Here is a 24,162-nt window from a genome sequence, read left to right on the forward strand (position 1 = left end):
GCTAAATAGGGTTTGACAGCTTTTAATTTACTATGTTAGACTCAAGATCAGTAAGTTTTCTTACTAACGTAATTTTAAAGAAGAGGTGCACAGTCTATAATGCTAATCTGAAAGCCATAACGCTTAATGATGATTAGATTTCTAAAGATTGTGCCGAAAGAATGTAGAAGTTATGAGCTATGTTCTTGGGTCTGATGCTGAAAGGTAGCAGGACTGTCACGTTGAACTTAAACGTGGGGCGCTTCGGTCTAAGCATTAATTTTGCAAAGTCTCAGTTTCCCCACACTAGTGAAAACATGGAGAACTTTGTGAAAGATCAAATAAATGTGGCAAAATTTGGCGGTACAAGTGTCGCTAATATTGAGTCAATTAGAAAATGTATTGAGATTATAAAAAATACATCTCAAGTTAAAGTAGTTGTTGTAAGTGCTCAGTCAGGAGTAACTAATCTTTTAGTAAATCTTGTAACGTATTGTGATAGTGATAAATCTATACAAGAGACAGTTCATGAAATAGAAAATATTATTTATCCAATATTAAAGCACATTAAAAATCCAGGAATTTCAATAAGAATAAATGAGGTTTTAAAAGATTTAGAATCTCTTGCAAAATTATCTTTAAGATTAAAAACCCCTCAGCTTTCAGATGAAATATTATCTTTTGGTGAATTAATTTCAGCAACAATAGTGACTCAGTTTTTAGTCCAGTCAGGTGTTAAAGCTAGATATTTAAGAGCAACAGAGTTTATCAAAACAGATAGTCACTATGGTCAAGCAAAACCTATTACAAAGAATATTTGCTTAAGTGTGCAGCAGACATTAGTACCATTGATTGAAGAAAATATAGTTGTAACAGAAGGGTTTATAGGACAAGATTCTCAAGGTCTGACGACCACTCTAGGTCGAGGAGGTAGTGATTATTCTGCGGCTCTAATTGCCGAGGCCCTAGACGCAAAAGATTTGTTGATTTGGACTGATGTTCCAGGTATATATCAAGTAGATCCTAGAGTTATACCAAGTGCAGTATCAATAGATAAAATGTCTTATAATGAAGCTTCTGAATTAGCAACTTTTGGCGCAAAGGTTTTACATCCAAGCACTTTATGGCCAGCAATACGTAGTAATATAAATGTATTTATAGGGTCAACTTTTAATCCAGATAATCCTGGAACCTGGATTACAAAAAATCTAGATCAAGATCTTCCAGTTGTTCGAGCTGTTGCTGAACGTAAAAACCAAGTTTTGTTGACGATAAAAAGCTATGATATGGTTCATACCCAGGGTTTCTTAGCTAAGGTTTTTCAAGTTTTGGCTAATCATAAAGTAAGCATTGATCTTGTGACTACAAGTGAAGTAAGTATTGCTTTAACCCTAGATCATATTGGTAGCCAATCAATAGGAAATACTATACTTACACCAAGTTTGCTAGAAGAGCTTAATGAGATTGGTGATGTTGAAATAAAAGTTGATGAGGATTTGTCTTTAGTAGCTATTGTTGGCAATAATATTCATCAGACAAAAAATATTAGTTCGAGAATATTTTCTGAGTTATCTGATCACAATATACGTTTACTTAGTCATGGAGCCAGTGGTCACAATATGTGTTTATTAGTTGACCAAAGTGAGTCATCCCAAGTCGTGCAAAAGATTTATAATCAGTTTTTTGAAAAAGGGGTATAGGTATGAGAATTGCAGTTGTAGGAAAAGGTAATACTGGCCAGGCGGTTATAGATTTACTAGGTAATGATAATATTTATGAAATTTTTGATTCAAATAATGCTGTGGTGACTGAAAAACTTAATAGTGCTGATGCTGTTATTGTATTTGTTTCTGCCGAAGTATTAGCAAAGATATTGCCAGTTTTATTAGAAACAAAAACGCCAATTATCTGTGGGACAACAGGTATTAACTATACACAAGATATTGTTGAAAAAATTAATGCCAATAGGCAAGCGTGGATTATTGCTAATAATTTTAGTTTATCAATGGTTTTTATTAAAGAAGCATTAAATTCATTAGGTAAAATTAAGCATTTGATACCCCAGCTAGAGTACACAATAAAAGAAACTCATCATACTAAAAAAATAGATGCTCCAAGTGGTACAGCAGTATCTTGGCAAAAATGGCTTGATGTTGAAAATTGTACTATTTCATCTGAGCGCTTTGGCGATATAAGGGGAATTCATGAAACAAAACTAAATCATGAATATGAAACTATTGAGTTAAAGCATACTGCGCATGATCGAAAGCTTTTTGCTCAAGGAGCTATTTGGGCTGCTAAATATGCTATTCAAAACCACAACTTGTTTGGTTTTTTTCAGTTTGAAGAGCTAGTTGCTAAGGAGTATGCAAATGAATATTAATAGAGATTTATATACAGCGATAGTGACACCAATGCTTGATAATGGCGAAATTGATTATTGTAGCTTTGAGAGAATACTAAAATATCAGGCACAATCTGATTGTGGAATATTAATTTTAGGCAGTACGGGAGAGGCATTAGCATTAAGTTTTGAAGAGCAGCGTGAAGTGGTTAAATTTACATGTTCATTAGGACTAAGTACACCAATAATGGTAGGTGTGGGAGGATCAAGACTTGAGCAACAAATTAGTTGGATAGAGTTTTGTAATAACCAGCAAGTTGATTGCTTTTTATTAGTAACTCCTCTTTATGCTAAGCCTGGGACTGTTGGTCAAATCAACTGGTTTAGAAGTTTGCTTGATGTAGCTCAAAAACCATGTGTTTTTTATAATGTTCCATCTAGAACTGGTGTGAATTTAAGTTATGAAGCATTAGAGAAGATAAAAGATCATAAAAATGCATGGGCAATTAAAGAAGCCTCAGGTGATTATGAGCGTTTTGCAAAATATGCTGAGATAGCTCCAAATTTAAGAATGTACAGTGGTGAAGATGGGATACTGCCTGAATTATCTAATTATGGCGCTGTTGGATTAATATCTGTGATATCAAATATTTGGCCAAAACAAGTCAAAAGCTATGTTAAGGAAAGTGTAAATAAAACTATACAAGAAGATTACTGTCAAACATGGAGAGATGCTACAAAGGCTTGTTTTGAGGTTGCTAATCCTATTCCAGTCAAAGTATGGCTTGAACATAATGGCGTAATAAAATCTAATACTTTAAGAGCTCCTCTAGTGGCTGAAGAGTTAACTGATATTACAAATTTAAAAAAAGCAAATAATTTAGTTAAAGCAAGCTATGCAAATTTTATAGGATAAAAAGAATAGGAGAAAGAATTTATGGGATGGCAGGAAACTTTAGATGGACTTCAATCAGGGCAGATAAGAGCAGCAGAGCAGTTAGATGATGGAAACTGGCAAGTAAATATTAAGGTCAAAAAAGCAATTCTAGAAGCTTTTAGAGCAGGTGTTAATATGGATTATAATGGGAGTTACATAGGCTTTGTTGATAAGCATAATTTAGCTCCTCGTAAGTTTAGTAAATCAGATGGCGTCAGAATGGTTCCTGGTGGATCATCTGTTAGAGCAGGAGCTTATGTTGCACCATCAGTTATTATTATGCCGCCATCATACATCAATACAGGAGCTTATGTCGATGAGGGAACTATGGTTGATAGTAATGCTCTAGTTGGCTCATGTGCTCAGATAGGTAAAAATGTTCATCTATCTGCGGGAGTACAGATTGGAGGTGTTCTTGAACCAGTAGGGATGAATCCTGTGATAATAGAAGATGACGTATTTGTAAGTGCTGGAGCTATTGTTGTTGAAGGTATTATAGTAGGTAGAAGATCTGTAATTGCACCATCTGTTTCTTTATCAAGAAGTGTTAGGGTTTATGATAGCGTTAATGAAAGAGTACTAGAAAAAGGAGAAAAAATTCCTGAAGGAGCTATTGTTGTGCCTGGCTCACGACCAATAAATACAAGTTGGGCAAAAAAATATGGTTTACAATCTTATTGTCCAGTCATTATCAAATATCGTGATGATAAAAGTGATAAAGCCTTGACGTTAGAAGAGGCGTTACGCTAATGTTTTCTTTAGATTTACATAAAGAGAATCTACTTGGTTTGGCAAAAGAAATAGATAGTCCTTTTTTTCTCTATGACTTAGATATATTAGAGGATAATCTAGAGAGTTTAAAAAAAATGCCTGTAAAGCTTTGGTATGCAGTTAAAGCTAATCCGTTATCAAATATAATACAAAGTATTTATGATCAAGAGATATCTTTTGATGTTGCCAGTTCTGGGGAGCTAGATCAGGTTTTAAGACAGGGTGTAGATCCTAAAAATATCCTTAATACAGGCCCAGCAAAATCATATAAGCAGATTTGTTATTTTATTGAGAAAGGTGTGCGAATTTTTGTTCTTGAGAGCATACAACAGTATGAGGACCTTCTAAAAGCAGCTAGAAACTATAATGTGCAAGTTACATCATTACTTCGTGTTCAGATAAGCTGGAATATATCTTCTGAAAAGAATGTTTTAGGTGGAGATAGTGTGACTCCTTTTGGATTATCTCCTGTAGAGTGGAAAAATTATTTTATTAAGAATCCTATAAAAAATGAGTATGTTAATATTATAGGTTTACACTGTTTCCAGTGGGGAAATATTCTAGATGTAGAAAAATTATTCTATCTTTGGAGTATTATTACAGAGACTTTAGTTGAGTTAGCAGATCAAATTTCTATGGATCTAAAAGTTATAGATCTTGGTGGTGGGCTAGGAATACCTTATTATAATCAAGATAATAGGATGAAGGTTGAAAATGTTGTAGAAACTCTAAACCAGTTAAAGATAAAGTACCCACAAGTTGATTTCTGGTTAGAGTTAGGTCGCTATGCTGTTGGTGAGTGTGGGGTATATGTGACACAAGTGATAGATAGAAAAAAAGTTTATGATAAAAACTTGCTTGTTTTAGAGGGTGGAAGTCAGCATTTGGGTCGTCCTTTTATAACAAATCAAGCTTTCCCTGTATCAAATATATCTACTAATAGTGAAAATAGCTTAACTATGGAGCTTCATGGGCCTTTGTGTACAGGAATAGATCATTTAGGTAGTGTTGCTTTGCCTGAGAGTACAGAGGCTGGAGATTATTTAGTATTTACTCAAACAGGTGCGTACGGATTTACAGAAAGTATGCCTTTTTTCCTATGCCATACATTACCTGCTGAAGTTATCTATAAAAAAAATGAGATAAGAATAGTACGTCAATCAAAAAAAGCATCTGAATGGTTAGTTTAATAGATGTTTTCTACAAAAAGATAATAAAAAAGTGCGTGACAACGAGAACGTTAATTGATTTATATGTCATTAATGAGATAATGAATATTGTGTCTTATAAAAGAAAATTAAGATATCAGGTCTTAATTGTTGTGTTGTACGAGTTTTAAAAAGAATAGTTGGAGAAGAAAGTTTAATGTCCCAAAAACTTAAGCGTAGTTTACAAAGTCGCCATATGTCAATGATTGCATTAGGTGGCTGTATAGGTACTGGTTTATTTGTTGCATTAGGCGGTGCAATCGCTGATGCTGGCCCAGGGGGAACAGTTTTAGCATATGTTATTATCGCGATAATGGTTTATTTTTTGATGGCAAGCTTAGGTGAAATGGCAGCACACAGTCCAGTTACTGGTACATTTTGTGAATATGCAACTAGATATGTTGACCCAGCTTTAGGTTTTAGTACAGGATGGAGCTATTGGTTTAACTGGGCTATAACAGTTGCTACAGAAGTTATTGCAGCAGGTTTGATTATGCAGTATTGGTTTCCAGGAAGCTCTATACTATTGTGGAGTGGTTTTTTCTTTGTTTTAGTTTTTTCTTTGAATATATTCTCTGTACGTGTTTATGGTGAGGTTGAGTACTGGTTATCATTTATAAAAGTTTCAACGGTTATTATTTTTATCATAGTCGGGTTCTTATCAATACTTGGGTTAATAGGTAATCATACAAGTGTAGGATTTCAAAACTGGAATATTGGAGATGCACCATTTCATAATGGTTGGTGGGGTTTCATATCTGTTTTTATGATTGCGGGGTTCTCTTTTCAGGGTAGTGAACTTATTGGTGTAACTGCTGGAGAGGCCAAAGATCCAAGTACTTCAATACCAAAAGCAATCAAGCAAACATTTTGGCGTTTATTTATCTTTTATATATTAGCAGTTGTCATTATTAGTTTCTTAATTCCATACAATAATCCCTCTTTGATAAAAGCAGGTGCAAACAATGATGTCTCAATTAGTCCATTTACCATAGTGTTTCAAAATGTTGGGTTAAATTCAGCCGCTACTATTATGAATGTGATAATACTTACGGCAATATTATCAGCATGTAATGCTAGTATGTATAGTGCTACAAGAGTGTTGTGGCATTTAGGTGAAATTAATCATGCGCCCAAAGTGTTTGCTACGGTTAATTCTAAAGGTACCCCAATGATAGCATTACTCATTACTTGTTTAATTGGTTGCTCATTCTTTTTTGTTTCTTTTGTTGGGAGTGGTCAAATATTTACATGGCTAGTCAATATATCTAGTTTAGCAGGCTTTATTGCGTGGTTTACGATTGCGTTAAGCCATTATCGTTTTAGAAGAGCATATATTAAACAAGATAAAAATCTAAAAGATCTTCCTTTCGTGGCAAAGTTTTTTCCTTGGGCTCCTATTATAGCATTAGCTTTAGTAAGTATTGTAATAGTTGGGCAAGGGGTTAATATTTTGACTATGGAAGGCAGAAGTTGGCTAAGTGTTATTATTGAGTTCTTCTCGACATATGTAGGATTTTTTGCTTTTGTGATATTATATTTTTTATATAAGTTTGTTAAAAAAACAAAGCTAATAAAACTAGAGGATTGTGACCTTTCTCCAGGGTTATAGTTGAGGCTGTTATGAATACTTTTTTTATACAAGGTAAGGCTGGGAGAATTGAATTAGCTCACGATAAGGTGAAAGATTCTAACCAAGAAGTTGTAGCTGTTATTTGTCACCCTCATCCATTATATCAAGGTAGTATGCATAATAAAGTTGTAACTACTATTTCTAGAGCTATGAAAACTCATAATATACAGTCATATAGGTTTAATTATCGAGGAGTTGGCCATAGTCAGGGTGAATATGGTGAAGGAGAAGGTGAGCTAGATGATTTACTTTTTGTCTGTAAGTGGATTGCTGATAATACTCCCATAAAAAAAATTTTGCTGTGTGGTTTTTCATTCGGTGGAGCTATAGCGTATAAAGGTTTAAGCCAACTGGATCAAGTAGTAGCAATTGTAACGATAGCTCCAGCTGTTGATATATTTGATTTAACTAGATTTGATGAACCGACTATTCCGTGGCTGGTTATTCAAGGTATTGATGATGATACAGTTAATCCTGACTCTGTTTTTGATTTTACCCTTAAAAGAGTTAGGTCTGATCTAACTCTAGTTAAGATGGATGAGGTTGGACATTTTTTTCATGGTAAATTAATACAACTAAAGAATGTAATAGAAAACTTTTTAACCCCTATAGTTAAGAAACTATAAAACAAGAAGGATCAAACAATGAATAGAAAAGTAGCTCTTGAAGCAGTTAGAGTAACAGAATTAGCCGCATTAGCATCTTGGAGTCAGATGGGTCGAGGAGATAAGATTGCTGCAGACCAAGCAGCTGTAGATGCAATGAGAAAAGCTCTTAATGAAGTTGATATTAATGGGACTGTTGTTATAGGTGAGGGTGAGCTAGATGAGGCTCCTATGCTCTATATAGGTGAGAAAGTTGGTGTCGGCGGGTGTGAAGTTGATATAGCTTTAGATCCACTTGAAGGAACAACTATTACATCTAAAGGTGGAGCAAATGCTCTTACGGTTCTAGCTATGGCAGATAAAGGAGGTTTTTTAAATGCTCCTGATGTATACATGCAAAAAATTGCCGTAGGAGGGATTAATGTTCCAAAAGGGATTGTTGATTTAGATGATTCTGTAACAGAAAATCTAAAAAGAATTGCAGAGCACAAGGGTGTGCATGTGTCAGCGCTAGTTGTTTGTACTATGGATAGACCTAGACATGATCATATTATTAAGGAAGCTCGTGAATGTGGAGCTAGAGTTATTTTAATAGATGATGGCGATGTTTCAGGAATTATTTCAACAGCAACTGAAGGTTCAGGTATTGATGTTTTTATTGGTACAGGAGGAGCCCCTGAAGGGGTTTTGTCTGCTGCAGCTCTTAAGTGTTTAGGTGGTCAGATGCAAGCTAGATTACTTTTTAGTGATGATGATGAAATTAAAAGAGCACATAAGTGGGGAGTCACAGATCTTGATAAAAAATATGATATTGATGAATTAGCTTCAGGAGATATTTTATTTGCTGCAACAGGTGTTACAGATGGAAATATGTTACAAGGAGTTAAAAGAGTAAAAAGTTCGCTTAGAGGTTCTTTTGCCGTAACTCATAGTGTTGTTATGCGCTCTACAACAAAAACAGTGCGTCATATTACAGCTGAACATAGTTTTGACTTTAAGGATGGCGTAGAGAAGTTTATGTCTTAAAAATTATTAATGTTTCTTTCTAAAGAATTCTTATGTCAGGTAAAATATCACTTTATGAGTAGTTTTCTAAAATCGGCTTAAATTTTAACTGCTGTTTTAATTAAAATTAGGTTTTAGTTAAATTAATTTAGCAAATAAACTTAATAATGCTAATGAACAAGGTTTAAAAATAATTTTTAAAATGATAGATTGTTAGCAATTTAAAAAAAATGATAAATATATGCGAGTAGATATTCTTTGGATCACATTTGCGATCTATATAGCAATTATTTTTGCAATTGGTTTGTATTCTTATTTTCAAACAAAAAAAGTTTCTGATTATATGCTAGGTGGCCGTTCTTTGAGTGCACCTATTGCTGCATTAGGTGCAGGAGCTTCTGATATGGGATCCTGGTTGTTATTGGCTCTTCCAGGAGCGTTCATGGCCTCTGGTTTTAACCAAATTTGGTTGCCTTTAGGATTAAGTATCGGTGCTTTTATTAACTGGGGAGTTATTGCAAAAAGATTAAGAGTTTATACAGAGATTGCTAAAGACTCTATTACTATTCCTGCTTATTTTGAAAATAGATTTCACGATGATACAGGAATAATCAGGTCAATAACAGCAATTGTATTAGTAGTTTTTTTTACTGCCTATGTTGGAGCAGGTTTTGTTTCTGGAGGTGTTTTGTTTGGTTCTATGTTTGGGATCTCTTACCATAGTGCTTTATTTCTTACTGCTATTATAATATTTGTTTATACTTGTGTTGGTGGTTTCTTAGCAATATCATGGATTGATTTTTTCCAAGGATCATTAATGTTATTTGCATTACTATTAGTTCCTATTGTTGTTTATTTAAATTTTGATAGCTCTGGAACTACAAACATTTTATCTAGTATTGATATTAAAGGTTTTTATGATGTAACTTCAGGAGTTCCTTTAATAACTATTATATCTTTATTAGCTTGGGGCTTAGGATATTTTGGACAGCCTCATATTATTGTAAGATTTATGGCAATAAAAAACCCAAATAAAACTTATAGAGCTATGGCAATATGTATGATTTGGATGATTGTAGCTCTTATTGGTGCAGCATGTACGGGTATTTTAGGAGCAGTTTATTATCATGGTGATAAAATAAATCCTGAATCTGTATTCTTAAAATTGTCATCAGCCTTTTTTAATCCATGGGTTGAGGGTATATTATTAGCGGCCGTTCTTTCTGCTGTAATGAGTACAATTTCAGCTCAGCTATTATCTTTATCTAGTGCCTTTTCTGTTGATGTATATGCTAAATTTCTTAGAAAGAATGCATCTCATCGTGAACAGCTGAATGTAAGTCGTCTAATTGTTCTGATAGTAACAATAGTTGCTATATGTATTTCTTTAAATCCTCATTCAACAATTTTGAGTTTAGTAGGGTATGCATGGGCTGGCTTAGGGGGTTCTTTTGGGGGTGTTGTTATATTCTCACTTTTCTGGTCACGTATGAATAAGTTTGGAGCTGCTGCAGGTATTATTGTAGGAGCAATTGTAGTCTTGACGTGGGGACCTCTATTAGGTAGCCTTGGAGGCTGGTTTAAGATTTATGTTATGGTGCCAGGATTTATACTAAGTTGTATAGCAATAGTAGTCGTAAGTCTACTAACTCCGAAGCCAGGTGAATCTGTACAGCTTGAATATAATAAATATAAAGAAGCATTATAAAGTCAAATATAATATTGTTACTTAGACTGTTTTACAGTAGAATTCCATATCATTTGATTTTGTGGTTTTTAGATGAAACGAACATTAATCTTCATAATACTAGTTGTATTATTATATAGTGTTTCGTTTGCAGGACGATTTATGGCAGCAATAATTTTACTATCTTTATTACTCTTATTTTTATTATATTTGTTTATATCTTCAAAAAAAGATCAGCTTAAGTTTATTGGCATTATATATGCCATTTTGAGCTTTGGCTTTGTTGCTTATGTGACACAGACTTTTTTAGGGGTGGACTATAATTATCATCCATTTATATCTGTAACAGTTCTAGTTATCCTTTTACCAACATTTTTTTTATTAGGTTATAGAATAATCCTAAGTTTGCACTGTTTTATTGACAGCTTATATCAGTCGCTTAGAAAAAAAAATAAGTTAGTTACAGAAACATCTGACCTTAGTTGTTCAGTAGTTATTACAACTCGCAATGAACCTTTTGATGTTTGTAAAATGACTTTTGATTCAGCATATAATTTAGATTACCATACACAAAGAAAGGAAATAGTAGTTGTAGATAATAGTGACTTGGATAATAAGGATTTTATTAAATGGCGTAAGTATGTCAACAAGAAAAATATGGATGATGGTGTAGCTTGTAAATTTATTCATAGAAATGGCACAGAAGGTTTTAAACCTCGAAATCTAGATATTGCTATGGAAAACGTTAGTTTTGATTATGTATTATTTCTAGATGCTGATTCTACATTACCAACGAATGCACTTAAGGTGGGATTATCCGAGTTTAAAAAAGATTCAAAATTAGGATTTATAAGTTTTCTTATAGAAAGTACTAACTACAGTACTAACTTAGTTACAAAGGTAGCAAGTATATTTCAAAATACAATTAGATATTTTAATGAATTTGTAGGTAAGCATGGTTATTGTAATTATCAGGGGCACAATGGTATTTGGAATAAAAAAGCACTTAAGGCAATATCTAAATGGGAAGAGTATTATAAATCACAAGTGATGGTAACTGAAGATATTGCGGCTGGTTTTAGATGTTATGAGGCTGGTTTTACAAGTAAACCGGTATTTCTTAAGACAGGAGAATGGGTGCCTACATCCTTAAAAGAGTTTGAGAAAATGTGGTTAAGATGGTCTTTTGGTGGTATGCAAGTTATGCATAAACATATGTCAAAGATAATTAAATCACCAAATCTTCATTTTAGAGTAAAGCTTGATATGTTATATCTTCTTTTTAAGGTAGTAGCCTCAGGTTTTCCAATATTTGCCTTACTTTTAGTGCTTTTTCCTAAAGGAAACCCTCAATTTGTTTTAATTGTAAATATAACTCTTGTTCCGTTATTTATTTTGAGTTTCTGGTACTATTGGTATGGAGATATTCAGGGCAATATTTTAAGTAAAATATCACAAATATATGTGTCAATGTTTATGCTCTCATCTTTTGTGTTTTGGTGTGGTATAAAAGCTGAAATAAATTATTATTTAAATAAGCCGCAAGGCTGGAAACCTACAAGCAAGGTTTTTGATAAAGTTGAGGGTTGGCCTCAGATTATTTATGATAATCTCGGTAAGTTGATTTTTTCAACATTTGGGTTAGCTGTAGCTATTTATTCAATCTTCAAATTTTATCCTCAAATAAATTTTTATATGTATTTCTTGTGTATGTTGCCGAGTATACTATTATTTCTAAACACAATCTTATGTGTTGCTATACTAGGCAAAGCAAGATAGTAAAATTCATATATAAATGAGAATAATTAACACGTATTTAGCTTTAAAGTAAAGATGTGTTAATATATTCCAAAAGTTTTATTTAAATAAGATTAACTAATGCTGATAAATCTCTTAAACATAAAGAGACAAAAGGATTATCTTTAATAGAGAGCTTGATCTCAGCAGGGATAGGATTATTTATATTAACATCGTCTTTTTTAGTAATAAATTCAACAATAATGACATCGGTTGTATCAGAGAAAAGAGTACAGCTATCCCAGGAGCTAAATAAGAAAATAGATCATTATATTCTTACAGGAAGTTTTAATAAGAGCTCTGTTGAAGGTAATAGTTTTTTGAAATTTAAAGGATCAGGTTCTAGTCTAGTGAAGTTTGTTGGGGAAAATAAGGAGTCTGGAATTACCGTATCAAAAGAAGTCATTAAACATAATAAATTGAGTTAATATCTAAGTTTAGTAGTATGCAAAAAAATATAAATAAAAATAATTCCAGCAAAGGTATAACGTTGGTAGAACTTTTAGTAGCAGTTACGATATCTGCAATAGTTGTAACTATGGTTATTAATATATATATCTTCTAAAAAAATATATGAAGAAGCAAAAGAAAAAACAGATTTAAACATTAAACAATTGACGGTAAAGAAGATACTCTATGACGCGATAACTAACGCAGGTCTTTCTTGTAAATAAACTGTCCCTGTTATTCAATACCACTATTATAAAATATTTTTATTTCTTGCTTTTATGCAGCATCTAAAATACCAGAATATACTTCATCAGGAGTCATATATCCAATACTAGAATGTAGTCTTTCATTGTTGTAAATATCAATATATTCTTTGATACCTACTTTAGCCTCTTTCATAGTTATATATGATGCCGGATAAACATTTTCATATTTCAGTGTTCTCCAAAATCTCTCAATTGCAATATTATCTATAGATCTTCCTTTAGCATCCATAGATATATTTATTTTATTATCAGATAATATTTTAATATGCTCTTTTGCTGTATATTGAGTTCCTTGATCAGAGTTAAAGATATCAGGTTTACCATATTTAAATAACGCTTCTTTTAACACACTAGTTGTTAGATGTGTATCCATAGTATTAGAAATCTTCCAAGCTAGTGTTTTCTTGCTATGCCAATCTATTATGGCTACTAAATATGCATACCCACATTCTAGTCTAATATACGTGATATCAGCACTCCATACCTTATTAGCTTTATCTATAACAACCTGATTCGTCTCATTTTTAAATACATTAAGTAAGTATGGATATTTCTTGTGTTGCTTATTAATGACAGTTGTCTTTTTTTTAGGATACAATGCCTTAATACCCATGAATTCCATAGCACTTTTGATTAGCTTCCTTCCAACTAGAAATCCTAATCTATTTAGCAACTTTACTAGCCTTCTCGTACCATAATATGGATGTTTAGTATGTATCAAATCTATTGCATTTAATAGTTTAATATCATCATTACTACTAAATTTTGATATTGGTGTATAATAGTACACACTCTTAAATACAGATAATAGTTTAAGCTGATTATTTAAAGATAATTCTAGCTTAGTATCTACAGAGTTTACTCTATCATTTGATGATACCAAGCTTTTTAGCTTTCCCATTAAAAAATCCCTCTCTACTATTACCTCGACTAGTTTTTTACTTGTTGCATCTTTATCTTTTCTAAGCTCATCTATTTCCTGCTTATACTCCTTAACAACAGAGCTTTTATCAAATGCTAAGCAAGCATTAGATAAAAATTGCTGCTTCCAATTGTGCACGTTTTTAGGAAGTAAATCATACTTACTTGCTATCTCATTAACTGTCATATCGCCTTCTAGCAATTCTATAATTACTTTAGCTTTAAAATCAGCTGTATACGTTACTCTTTTTTTACTCATTTATCTATTTCCTAATTTATCTAGTTAAGTTTAACATCTAGGAATAAAAATCTTTCTAAAATCAGTAGCTTTTTCTGAGGACATTATAATATAAGTAATTAATCTACCAAAAAACCTCATAGATATTGTAATAAAAAAATCAAAAATTAACATAATTACTAGATTAGTTTGAAATACTAGCTATTACACTGGCTATCAAAAATCGAATATAGTAAAATTTTTATAAGGCTTAAATATAGAGAAAACAATGACTTCTTTAGATAAAGTTAATAGTTATTTTGAGAATAGTATACAAGCAAAAATAGAGACAGCTAATGTTTTGCCTCCTGCGATAGTACAAGCTGCGAAAGCAATGGTTTCTTGCTTAGAGAATGGTGGTAAAATATTAGCATGCGGTAATGGAGGCTCTGGGGCTATAGCACAGCATTTTTCATCAAAATTATTAAATCACTTTGAAATGGAAAGACCTCCTTTACCAGCAGTTTCCTTGACTGGAGATATGGCAACTATTACAGCAATAGGCAATTATTATGGTTTTGTTGAAATATTTTCTAAGCAAGTTGCTGCACTTGGTAATGAGGATGACATATTGTTAGTTGTATCTACTACTGGTGACTCAGAGAATATACTTAAGGTAGTTGAGGAAGCTCATGATTTAGAAATGAAAGTTATAGCTCTAACAGGGGCAAGTGGAGGGAGACTGCAAAATATGTATAACCCTGAAGATATTGAATTAAGAGTCCCATCTAATAGTGTTGCAAGTATACAAGAAAATCATTTTCTTATAATTCACTGCTTATGTGATATTATTGATCAAAAATTATTTGCAGGCCTAGAAGACTAATAAAATGAGTTCAAAAAAACTAACTAAAATTATTATCTTGGCTACGATTAGTTTTTTTATAGCAGGATGTATAGAGCCGTATACAGCTCCAGTCCCTCAAGGTAAGAAAATATTAAACAAGGAACTTCTTGAAATTAAACCAGATATGACAAAAAGTGAAGTCATATATATATTAGGTTCTCCAGATATCATAGATACTTTTAACCCTAATCAGTTTATTTATATAAATACTTATAAAAAAGATATGCAGTCGAGTATATTTAGTGAATCAAAACTAATATTAACTTTCAATAACCAAGATAAATTAATTGGAATTTATGGAAACTATGCTCCACCGACTAAAGAACCTGTGTTCTAAAGACCAAAGTAGAATTCAGTGTCTATTTCTCTTACGATAACACGATAATCTACAGAAATATTACAACTGCTACAAAGGGATTTTAAATCATTTAGTAAAGTATTACCTAGTTTTTTACGTAGTTCAGGGACTCTACCAGGAAGAATATCAATTTCAAGCTGGATAAAACCATCAAAATTACTAGAATTATCACCAGATACATAGTTTTTACACGGGTAGATTAGGGTTCTGCAAGTATGAATATCTGTTTTAATGATCTTGACAAGAGTCGTGTGTAAGTTACTACTAAACTTATCTAGCTTATCTGATATTTGAATATTATCTGTATAGTGAACTTTAATTGTCGGCATAGCATAAAGGAATTCTATGTTACTCTAAAAGAATAGAATAACACAAAAAATAAGAAAAATGTGATAGAAAAATAGATAGTGGAAAAATAACTAAGCTGCAGAACGGGCTTTGATTTTAGCACTTAGGCGAGACTTATGTCTAGCAGCTTTATTTTTATGGATTAAACCTTTAGTAGCATATTTATCTAATAATGGAACTACTTTTGTGAAGTTTTCTTTTGCTGCTTCAACATCACCTTTTTCTATAGCAGATGCTGTTTTTTTCAAAAAAGTTCTCATCATTGAACGACGAGCAACGTTGTGTTGACGGTTTCTTTCAGCTTGAATAATTCTTTTTTTCGCTTGTTTTGAGTTAGCCAATTTTATTCTCCAGTTTTAATTTTTTAACTTTTTATAACTTTAGTTTCTCTGGGGGATAAATCGAGAAACACAAATATATAAATATAATAGCTAAAGTATTTTGCATACATTAAGCTTTTTTGTCAACAGGATTATAAGATAATTGATTAATATTTAGTTATTTAAATGTCTCTATCACTACATTTTAATATCATTTTGTAGCATAATAGTTAGCTAGATTTATAAATTATAAATAACTAATAAAGTATACATATATATGAAAAATATAAGAAACTTCTCAATAATAGCTCATATCGATCATGGGAAATCAACACTTTCAGATAGATTTATTCAGGTGTGTAGTGGTTTGGCAGAACGAGAAATGAAAGAACAAGTGCTGGACTCTATGGATATAGAAAGAGAGCGTGGTATTACAATCAAAGCACAGTCTGTGACATTAGATTATATAGCAAGAGATGGTCAGACATATCAACTTAATTTTATTGACACTCCAGGACATGTTGATTTCTCATATGAAGTTTCGCGTTCATTAGCTGCTTGCGAAGGGGCTTTACTTGTCGTGGATGCAGCTCAAGGGGTTGAAGCACAAACTGTTGCTAACTGCTATACAGCAATAGAACAAGACTTAGAAGTGATTCCTATTTTAAATAAGATAGATCTACCATCTGCTGAACCAGATAGGGTGGCAGAAGAGATTGAAGAGATAATCGGCATAGATGCAACAGGGGCAACTACTTGTAGTGCTAAAACTGGTATAGGTGTTGAGGATGTACTAGAAACAATCGTTGCTAAAGTACCAGCACCAGAAGGTGATGTTAATGATAAATTGCAAGCTTTGATTATTGACTCATGGTTTGATAACTATTTAGGAGTTGTTTCATTAGTTAGGATTAAAAACGGCACCTTGAAGAAAGGTGAGAAGTTTAAAGTTATGTCAACAGGCGTTTCTTATCAAGCTGATAGAGTAGGTGTATTTACGCCTAAAATGAAAGACCTTGACCATCTAAAAGCAGGTGAGGTTGGTTTTATTATTGCTGGTATTAAAGATATTCATGGTGCTCCAGTTGGTGATACCCTTACACATACTCATAATCCTACAGATAAGCCAGTACCAGGGTTTAAGAAAGTACAGCCACAAGTTTATGCTGGAATGTTTACTATAAGTTCTGATGATTATCCAGACTTTAGAGAAGCGTTAGAAAAGTTAAGCTTAAATGATGCATCGTTATTTTTTGAGCCAGAAGTGTCTCAAGCTCTAGGTTTTGGCTTTAGGTGTGGTTTTCTTGGGATGTTACATATGGAGATTATCCAAGAAAGGCTAGAAAGAGAATATAACCTTGATTTAATTACTTCAGCACCAACAGTTGTTTATAAAGCAGTCAAAAAAGATGGTGAAATGATTGAGGTTGATAATCCATCTAAGCTACCAGAACCAGGAGCTATTGCGGAAATTCATGAGCCAATAGTAAGAGCAAACATTCTTGTACCAAAAGACTATGTTGGGAGTGTAATTACAATTTGTATTGAGAAAAGGGGTGTGCAAGTTGATCTAAACTATGTTGGTAGTCAAGTTTCAATAACTTATGACTTACCAATGATCGAAGTTGTATCTGACTTTTTTGATACTTTAAAATCTGTAACTAAAGGTTATGGTTCATTAGATTATGAACTTATTCGTTATGAAGCTGCGAATATGCTGCGCCTAGATGTGCTTATCAACGGGAATAAAGTTGATGCTCTAGCAAGTATTGTGCATAAAGATCAAGCTAAATATAAAGGTAGAGAGCTAGTTGAAAGGCTAAAAGAGCTTATTCCTAGGCAGATGTTTGAGGTTGCTATACAAGCGGCTGTTGGTGGTACTATCGTTGCTAGAAGTACAGTTAAAGCTTTACGTAAGAATGTCTTAGCAAAATGTTATGGCGGAGATGTGTCACGTAAGAAAAAGCTTTTGGAGAAACAAAAAGAAGGTAAAAAAAGAATGAAAAATATTGGTTCAGTTGAAATTCCTCAAGAAGCTTTCTTATCAGTGTTAAAGAAATAGATTATGTCAAAAAAAATAGTAGTAGGTATTTCAGGTGGTGTTGATTCATCAGTTTCAGCATTATTACTAAAACAGCAAGGTTATGATGTAACCGGCGTTTTTATGAAAAATTGGGAAGAGGATGATACTGAGGAGTTTTGCTCAGCTGAGCAAGATATTGCTGATGCTCAAGCAGTTTGTGATTCTATAGGCATTCCCTTTAAGAAAATAAATTTTGCTGCAGAGTACTGGGATAATGTTTTTGAGCATTTTTTGACTGAATATAAAGCAGGAAGAACGCCTAACCCAGACATTCTCTGTAACAAAGAAATCAAGTTTAAAGCTTTTCTAGGCTATGTTCATATGCTTGGAGGGAATTATATAGCAACAGGCCATTATGCACGAACAAGAGCATTAGAAGACGGTTCTGTAGAGCTTATTAAAGGTTTGGATGATAATAAGGACCAAACATACTTCTTATATACTCTTGGTCAAGAGCAACTAAGGCAAACAATATTTCCAATAGGGGATATTGAAAAAGAAAAAGTTCGTCAAATAGCGAAAGAAAATAATCTTGTCACATTTGATAAGAAAGATAGTACAGGTATTTGTTTTATTGGGGAGCGTAAATTTAAAGAATTTTTATCCAAATATCTGCCAGCTCAAAAAGGTGAAATTCATGATGAAAATGGTATCAAGATTGGTGAGCATGATGGGCTTATGTACTACACAATAGGGCAAAGGCAAGGTTTAGGTATTGGAGGTGTAAAAAATCGTCCGGAAATACCTTGGTTTGCCGCAAAAAAAGATTTGAAAAATAATGTACTTATTGCAGTACAAGGTCATGATCATCCAATGCTGTTTAGAGACTCCTTAGAAGCTATTGATTTAAGTTGGGTTGCAGGAAATCCTCCAGCAGATAAGTTTAAATGTAAAGCTAAAGTTCGTTATAGACAGAAGGATCAGCCTTGTGAAGTAAATGTAATACAAGATGGTTTAATCAATGTGGTTTTTGACCAGCCTCAAAGAGCTATTACTCCAGGTCAATCAGTGGTTTTTTATAATGAAGATATCTGTCTTGGAGGCGGAGTTATAATTTAGGAAATATAAATTTTGATTTAGATTATGTAGTTATTTATTCACTATCTAGTTTTCCAATAATAGCAGTATTCTTTTGATTTACTGAACCAAAATCACTGTTGCTCTCTCCGGAGTTGCTTGCTATAGAGCTACCACTATTTATTGAGCTAGAGACACCACTATTTGCATTTTCATCATCTAATTTTTTAGCTGTAGGGTTATTGCTATTAGTTGAGTTAGAAATACTGTTATTGTTTTTAGTCATGGAGCTACCACTATTTATTGAGCTAGAGACACCACTATTTATTGAGCTAGAGACACCACTATTTGCATTTTCATCATCTAATTTTTTAGCTGTAGGGTTATTGCTATTAGTTGAGTTAGAAATACTATTATTGTTTTTAGCAGTAGTCATGGAGCTACCACTATTTATTTTCTTGGATTTATCTTTTTCAAGATCACTTTTTGTTACTATGTCACTATCTTGAGCAGCTATTTCATTAGCCATACTTTCTTCAGGATTACTACCATTAGCTTTTTTATCTTGATCTACAACATTGTTAAGATAGCTTACAATTTCTTTTTTAACTTCTTTTTGATTATTTAGTACATCTTTTTGCATATAGTGTGCTTCATGTACAGTATCTATAGTCATGTGAGTATATAGGTATTCAGGATCTATAACAAATGGTCTAAGTTCAGTGCCATAGCGTTTTTCTAGCCCAGGGAAATCAACAGTATAAGCAACTTTAATGCGTCTTTTACCATTATCATCTGTCATGACCATTGCAACAAGATTAGCCTGTACTTTATATTTTTTTCTGACTAAGTGGTATTGTTGTTTTCTATCAATAACAATTTGTCTAATAGGTGTTGCATATACACTTTTGATTTTAATTGGTTTATTAACAGTTGTTATCCCGGCTTTTTGTAATTCAGCAATAGCGTAACTACCGTAATTATCTTTTGCTAGTCTTAGATCTATTTCAATCATCTTGACTAATACTTTTTGCCTGAACTCTCTTGCTTGCTGTAATGTTAAGGCAAAACATGTTCCTGTATCATTTTTCTGGAAGCAGCCATTTCGCTTATCTATAAGAACAAACATTTTACGAGTTTTATCATAATATAGCTGATAGTCAGGAGTGTTTTTGCTATGTCCAATATAAACAAATTTATCGCCAGTTAGCATGCCACATGATGCTATTATTAGAACAAATAAAAGTAATGATGTCTTTTTTAAAAAATTGTGCATATTAATTCCGTTTTATACTTTTACAAAAGAAATTTTGCCTAGTTGCTATCAAAAGTAAAGTCTTGTTTACCAAAATGGTTAAAAAAACTATACTTGATAATTAGAATTTTCTTTCATAAGTTTCTTATACTTTTTTTCTATCATTTTTCTCTTAAGAGAACCTAGGTGATCAAAAAATGTTATACCATTTAGATGATCTATCTCATGTTGAATACAACGAGCTAAGAATCCATCTTTTTGAATTATAACTTCTTTACCAAACTCGTTTAAAGCAGATATCTTAACATTTGTAGCCCTTTTTACTTTTGCAGAGACACCAGGAAAGGAAAGACAACCTTCTTCATCAATCACTTCACCATCTTGCGCTATTATCTTGGGATTTATAATAGCAATAATTTCTGGAGATGAATCATCTAAATTATCAAACATTATGAAGAATCTCTTTTTGATACCTACTTGTATAGCTGCTAGTCCAGCACCATTTGCATCAAGCATCATCTCACGCATTTCATCTAGAGTTGTACGTAGTTGATTATTTATTTCTTCTTTCTTAAGCTCCTCAGCTACCTCTTTTAAGATTGAGTGAGGATATTTTAAGATTTCCAAAGACATATTTATACTCCTTGTTCTAATATATCTTTCTTGATTTTTGCCATAGTTAGTGCAGCTTGCACGCAGTACTTACCTTTGTGACCTTTTTTACCACCAACTCTTTCTAAGGCTTGCTCTTTGTTATGTGTAGTTAATATACCAAAAATTACCGGTAAATTATACTCATGCATAACTCTTTGGGTGCCGTAGCTTACTTGATCACAAACATAATCATAGTGATCTGTTTGTCCACGAATTACACAGCCTAACAGCACTATAGCATCAAATTTAGAAGTCTCAGCTAAAAGCTTAGCTGCATACGGAAGCTCAACGGCACCCGGAACTTTTCTAATGTAGATTTCACTATCTTTTAAGCCTTGAGAATAAGCTTCTTCCAAAGCACCTTCTAACATTTTATCTGTAATTAAAGAGTTAAATTCACTTACAACAATAGCTAATTTTTTCATGTCTATGCCTATAATCCTTTGATTGTATGTTTTGTTTTAGTTTGTTTAGTTATTAAATAATCTCTATTGTGAGAATTTACGAATGCTTCACAATATACAGGCTCTGCACTGATGTCAACATTCCTAAGAGCCTCTAGTTTTTTAGGGTTATTTGAAATGAGTCGGCACTTATTAACTTTGTTGTATTTCAAAACTTGGATTGCTAAATCATACTTTCTGGCATCAATAGGCAGTCCTAGAGCAATGTTTGCCTCGACTGTATCCATATTCTGATTTATTTGTAAATTATATGCTTTGAGTTTATTTGTTAATCCAATTCCTCGGCCTTCTTGATCAAGATATATGAAGATGCCTCCTTCTTCGCTAATCATTTCGATACCTTTATGTAGCTGAGCTTGACAGTCACAACGTAAAGAACCAAAAATATCTCCAGTTACGCAAGAGGAGTGCATTCTTACTAAAGGATTATCACCAGAATAAGGTTTTGAAAGAACAATTACTTCATCTTCACTAAAATTATCTTTGTATACGCTCATTTCTAGTTTGCCAATCTTCTTAAACGGTATAGTTGAGCTTGCCATTTTTGTAACAAAAATCTCAGTCGCTAGTCTATATTGATAAAGATCTGCAATAGTTAACATAGGCAAATCATATTTTTTGACAAAATTTTCAAGATCTTTACCTCTTGTCATGGTTCCATCATCATTAATAATTTCACAAATAGCTCCAGCAGGAGTAAAACCAGAAAGTCGAGCAAGATCTACACAGGCTTCGGTATGTCCGACTCTTTTTAAAACACCACCATCTTTGGCAACTAGTGGGAATATATGGCCAGGGCGAGCAAGATCTGAAGCTTTTATTTGAGCATCAGTTAATGCTTTTATTGTTTTTGCTCTATCAGAAGTAGATATCCCCGTTGTAACGCCATTACCTTTTAAATCTATTGATACCGTAAAAGCAGTTTGCATAGATTCGGTATTTTTGCTTACCATTGGAGTTAGACCTAACTCTTCACACCTAGCTTGAGTTAGAGGGGTACATACAAGACCTTTGCCATGTGTGATCATAAAGTTCACAGTTTCGGGGGTTATTGTCTCTGCTATAGCTACTAAATCTCCTTCATTTTCTCGGTCATGGTCATCAAGTACAACTATAGGAATCCCTTGTTTAAGGGCTTTTATAGCATTTTCAACATTATGTTTTATTTCTTTAAACATTTTCTTTAAACCCTTGTATGTACTTATAAATATATTTACCTGTTGCGTCAGCTTCAAGGTTTACTACGGAATCTTGTATATAGTCTTTTGCGATAGTTGCATTAATAGTGTGTGGTATGAGCGTTACTGTGAAAGATTCATCCAAAATTTCAACTATTGTTATACTCATACCATCAATAGTTACAAAACCTTTATTTATTAGATATTTTAGAAAATCTTTTGAAGCTGATATTTCAATCATCCAAGCACCACTAACATCTGTGATGTTTTTAATCATACTTTTCTCATCAACATGGCCTTGAACCATATGGCCACCGACAACATCTCCATAGCAAAGAGCAAGTTCGGTATTAACGTGATCATTCACTTGAAGTAAGTCTAGATTTGTTTTATCAAGAGTTTCCGGTACAGCGTCAAAAGTAGCTATATTTTCATCATTTTTTAGCTTTGTAATAGTTAAGCAGACACCATTTATTGCCACACTATCACCTATTTTACATTTTTGACTATTGTTAAATGCTACTTCAAAAGATTTAACATTTCTCTGAGTAGATATTTTTTTTACTTCGCCTGATTGTTGTACAATGCCACTAAACATTTTTATTTTCCTTAAAGCTAGAGTTTATAAGAAGGTCATTACCTATTTTTGCTATTTTATTAAAACATAGTTTTTCTTTATGGTTATGGTCAGCTATTATTACTGGGCTTAGGTAAGTGTCAAACTCATTTATAAGCTTTTTATTAATAAAGCTCACAAGAGTTTTTTTACCGCCTTCAATAAGAAGACTTGTTATTCCCATATTTCCCATTTTTTCCAATAGGCTCTCTAAGCAAACTTGTTCATCACCAGGTGATAATATCCAATATTCAATACCAGATTGATTAAGTTGAGATTTTGCCTTGTCAGAAATATCACAGCAAACAAAAATAGTTTTAGCAATATTTTGATCTAAGATTTTCCAGTTATTATCAATTTCATCAATTTTATTAAATAGAATGAATCTTGTAGGGTTTTTGAGCTTATTAATATTTATGCGGACATTTAGACTTGGATTATCTTCAATAAGAGTTTGTTTGCCAACCAGGATAGCATCACAAATATTACGTAATTGATGAGTATTGATAAAGGCTTTATTGGAGCTTATCTTTTTAGAATCACCAGCATTGACAGCTATTTTACCATCTAAAGACATTGCCCATTTAGCATATACAAAAGGTGTTTTATATTTCTGATAGTGAAAAAATATCTTATTTAACTGTTGAGCTTTTTTTTCTAAAAGTCCTACCTTAACCTCTATGCCAGCATTTTTAAGTTTTTTAATACCGTTGCCGGCTACTTTAGGGTTAGGGTCAAAAGTTGCAATTATAATTTTCTTTACACTCGCTTTAATGAGTGCATCGGTACATGGCGCAGTTCTGCCTTGATGACAGCATGGCTCAAGAGTTACATATACTGTTGAGTCTTTTGCTTGGGTGCCAGCTTTGTTTAAAGCATATATTTCAGCATGGGATTTACCCGCCATAGAGTGCCAGCCCTCAGAAATAATAGTACCATTTTTGACTATGATACAGCCTACCATTGGATTTGGAGAAACTGAAAGTCTACCCCTATTTGCCAAGGTTAAAGCCTGTTGCATATAGTATCTGTCAATATTTTTCATTTGCCCATCTAAATTTTATAGTTTACATTTAGGGCAGGGAAGGAAAACACGGTATAACACTAAAGATCAAATTACGTTGGCCCAAGTATCAAAATAT

The 24,162-nt window shown here is 32.9% G+C and carries 24 protein-coding genes, 1 pseudogene and 1 riboswitch; of the genes and pseudogenes, 16 read left to right on the forward strand and 9 right to left on the reverse strand.

Features of this window, described 5'->3' with window-relative positions:
• The first annotated feature begins 72 nt into the window (after positions 1–72).
• A riboswitch (Lysine riboswitch) is annotated at positions 73–252 on the forward strand.
• Positions 253–308: 56 nt separating this feature from the next.
• From lysC to CDV26_RS12820, 12 genes are all read left to right on the forward strand, one after another.
• Positions 309–1,679, forward strand: a complete 1,371-nt coding sequence (gene lysC / locus CDV26_RS01795) for a lysine-sensitive aspartokinase 3 (protein ID WP_245806477.1) — start codon at positions 309–311, stop codon at positions 1,677–1,679.
• A gap of 2 nt (positions 1,680–1,681) precedes the next feature.
• Positions 1,682–2,362 (forward strand): dihydrodipicolinate reductase C-terminal domain-containing protein, encoded by a 681-nt coding sequence (locus CDV26_RS01800; RefSeq protein ID WP_088771841.1) that lies wholly within the window; start codon positions 1,682–1,684, stop codon positions 2,360–2,362.
• Entirely contained in the window at positions 2,352–3,239 is an 888-nt protein-coding gene (gene dapA, locus CDV26_RS01805; RefSeq protein WP_245806478.1) for a 4-hydroxy-tetrahydrodipicolinate synthase, read from the forward strand. Before CDV26_RS01800 ends, dapA begins: the two co-directional genes overlap by 11 nt.
• A 21-nt stretch (positions 3,240–3,260) precedes the next feature.
• Positions 3,261–4,010 carry a 2,3,4,5-tetrahydropyridine-2,6-dicarboxylate N-succinyltransferase gene (locus CDV26_RS01810; RefSeq protein WP_088771843.1) on the forward strand — a complete coding sequence of 250 codons (750 nt, stop codon included), beginning with the start codon at positions 3,261–3,263 and terminating at the stop codon, positions 4,008–4,010.
• Positions 4,010–5,221 carry a PLP-dependent decarboxylase gene (locus CDV26_RS01815; protein WP_088771844.1) on the forward strand — a complete coding sequence of 404 codons (1,212 nt, stop codon included), beginning with the start codon at positions 4,010–4,012 and terminating at the stop codon, positions 5,219–5,221. Before CDV26_RS01810 ends, CDV26_RS01815 begins: the two co-directional genes overlap by 1 nt.
• A 175-nt stretch (positions 5,222–5,396) precedes the next feature.
• Positions 5,397–6,851, forward strand: coding sequence for an amino acid permease (locus CDV26_RS01820; protein ID WP_088771845.1), 1,455 nt, complete (start codon positions 5,397–5,399; stop codon positions 6,849–6,851).
• 11 nt (positions 6,852–6,862) lie between these two features.
• Complete coding sequence (locus CDV26_RS01825; protein ID WP_088771846.1) at positions 6,863–7,498, forward strand: alpha/beta hydrolase; 636 nt, start codon at positions 6,863–6,865, stop codon at positions 7,496–7,498.
• A gap of 18 nt (positions 7,499–7,516) precedes the next feature.
• The gene (gene glpX / locus CDV26_RS01830) at positions 7,517–8,503 is read left to right on the forward strand and encodes a class II fructose-bisphosphatase (protein WP_088771847.1); all 987 of its coding nucleotides are present in this window, start codon (positions 7,517–7,519) and stop codon (positions 8,501–8,503) included.
• 220 nt (positions 8,504–8,723) lie between these two features.
• Positions 8,724–10,190 carry a sodium/proline symporter PutP gene (gene putP, locus CDV26_RS01835; RefSeq protein ID WP_088771848.1) on the forward strand — a complete coding sequence of 489 codons (1,467 nt, stop codon included), beginning with the start codon at positions 8,724–8,726 and terminating at the stop codon, positions 10,188–10,190.
• A 72-nt stretch (positions 10,191–10,262) separates the two neighbouring features.
• Positions 10,263–11,948: a glycosyltransferase family 2 protein gene (locus tag CDV26_RS01840; RefSeq protein ID WP_088771849.1), complete on the forward strand. Its 1,686-nt coding sequence runs from the start codon at positions 10,263–10,265 to the stop codon at positions 11,946–11,948.
• 221 nt (positions 11,949–12,169) lie between these two features.
• Positions 12,170–12,394: a hypothetical protein gene (locus tag CDV26_RS12815; RefSeq protein WP_245806479.1), complete on the forward strand. Its 225-nt coding sequence runs from the start codon at positions 12,170–12,172 to the stop codon at positions 12,392–12,394.
• 17 nt (positions 12,395–12,411) lie between these two features.
• Positions 12,412–12,531: a PulJ/GspJ family protein gene (locus CDV26_RS12820; RefSeq protein ID WP_245806480.1), complete on the forward strand. Its 120-nt coding sequence runs from the start codon at positions 12,412–12,414 to the stop codon at positions 12,529–12,531.
• A 161-nt stretch (positions 12,532–12,692) separates the two neighbouring features.
• Here the strand turns inward: CDV26_RS12820 and CDV26_RS01855 are convergent, their stop codons facing one another.
• On the reverse strand, positions 12,693–13,862 hold the full coding sequence (locus CDV26_RS01855) for an IS3 family transposase (protein WP_088771851.1): 1,170 nt from the start codon (positions 13,860–13,862) through the stop codon (positions 12,693–12,695).
• Positions 13,863–14,109: 247 nt separating this feature from the next.
• Here CDV26_RS01855 and CDV26_RS01860 point away from each other — a divergent pair, with 247 nt between their 5' ends.
• Together CDV26_RS01860 and CDV26_RS01865 are read left to right on the forward strand one after the other, a co-directional pair.
• Positions 14,110–14,706 carry an SIS domain-containing protein gene (locus CDV26_RS01860; RefSeq protein WP_088771852.1) on the forward strand — a complete coding sequence of 199 codons (597 nt, stop codon included), beginning with the start codon at positions 14,110–14,112 and terminating at the stop codon, positions 14,704–14,706.
• A gap of 4 nt (positions 14,707–14,710) precedes the next feature.
• Complete coding sequence (locus CDV26_RS01865) at positions 14,711–15,064, forward strand: outer membrane protein assembly factor BamE (protein WP_088771853.1); 354 nt, start codon at positions 14,711–14,713, stop codon at positions 15,062–15,064.
• Here the strand turns inward: CDV26_RS01865 and CDV26_RS01870 are convergent.
• Together CDV26_RS01870 and rpsT are read right to left on the reverse strand one after the other, a co-directional pair.
• On the reverse strand, positions 15,061–15,414 hold the full coding sequence (locus CDV26_RS01870) for a tautomerase family protein (RefSeq protein ID WP_088771854.1): 354 nt from the start codon (positions 15,412–15,414) through the stop codon (positions 15,061–15,063). The genes CDV26_RS01865 and CDV26_RS01870 overlap by 4 nt on opposite strands.
• 90 nt (positions 15,415–15,504) lie before the next feature.
• Positions 15,505–15,774, reverse strand: coding sequence for a 30S ribosomal protein S20 (gene rpsT, locus CDV26_RS01875; protein WP_088771855.1), 270 nt, complete (start codon positions 15,772–15,774; stop codon positions 15,505–15,507).
• Positions 15,775–16,030: 256 nt separating this feature from the next.
• On the opposite strand from rpsT, the gene lepA reads away from it, so the two are divergent.
• A complete protein-coding gene (gene lepA / locus CDV26_RS01880; protein WP_088771856.1) occupies positions 16,031–17,815 on the forward strand; it encodes a translation elongation factor 4 in 1,785 nt (594 codons plus the stop codon).
• Between the two features lie 3 nt (positions 17,816–17,818).
• On the forward strand, positions 17,819–18,895 hold the full coding sequence (gene mnmA / locus CDV26_RS01885) for a tRNA 2-thiouridine(34) synthase MnmA (RefSeq protein ID WP_420809888.1): 1,077 nt from the start codon (positions 17,819–17,821) through the stop codon (positions 18,893–18,895).
• Positions 18,896–19,220: 325 nt separating this feature from the next.
• Here mnmA and CDV26_RS01890 read toward each other — a convergent pair.
• From CDV26_RS01890 to ribD, 6 genes and pseudogenes are all read right to left on the reverse strand, one after another.
• Positions 19,221–20,129 (reverse strand): annotated as a pseudogene (locus CDV26_RS01890) (FTN_0109 family protein); the annotation flags it as partial.
• Between the two features lie 87 nt (positions 20,130–20,216).
• Positions 20,217–20,741, reverse strand: a complete 525-nt coding sequence (def, locus tag CDV26_RS01895; RefSeq protein WP_169709700.1) for a peptide deformylase — start codon at positions 20,739–20,741, stop codon at positions 20,217–20,219.
• A 2-nt stretch (positions 20,742–20,743) separates the two neighbouring features.
• The gene (gene ribH / locus CDV26_RS01900; protein ID WP_088771859.1) at positions 20,744–21,187 is read right to left on the reverse strand and encodes a 6,7-dimethyl-8-ribityllumazine synthase; all 444 of its coding nucleotides are present in this window, start codon (positions 21,185–21,187) and stop codon (positions 20,744–20,746) included.
• An 8-nt stretch (positions 21,188–21,195) separates the two neighbouring features.
• Entirely contained in the window at positions 21,196–22,404 is a 1,209-nt protein-coding gene (gene ribB, locus CDV26_RS01905) for a 3,4-dihydroxy-2-butanone-4-phosphate synthase (RefSeq protein WP_088771860.1), read from the reverse strand.
• The gene (locus CDV26_RS01910; RefSeq protein ID WP_088771861.1) at positions 22,397–23,002 is read right to left on the reverse strand and encodes a riboflavin synthase; all 606 of its coding nucleotides are present in this window, start codon (positions 23,000–23,002) and stop codon (positions 22,397–22,399) included. Before CDV26_RS01910 ends, ribB begins: the two co-directional genes overlap by 8 nt.
• On the reverse strand, positions 22,995–24,065 hold the full coding sequence (gene ribD / locus CDV26_RS01915) for a bifunctional diaminohydroxyphosphoribosylaminopyrimidine deaminase/5-amino-6-(5-phosphoribosylamino)uracil reductase RibD (RefSeq protein ID WP_088771862.1): 1,071 nt from the start codon (positions 24,063–24,065) through the stop codon (positions 22,995–22,997). The genes CDV26_RS01910 and ribD overlap by 8 nt, the downstream gene beginning before the upstream one ends.
• Positions 24,066–24,162 lie beyond the last annotated feature (97 nt).

The sequence above is a fragment of the Francisella halioticida genome, from assembly GCF_002211785.1.
Lineage (GTDB): Bacteria > Pseudomonadota > Gammaproteobacteria > Francisellales > Francisellaceae > Francisella > Francisella halioticida.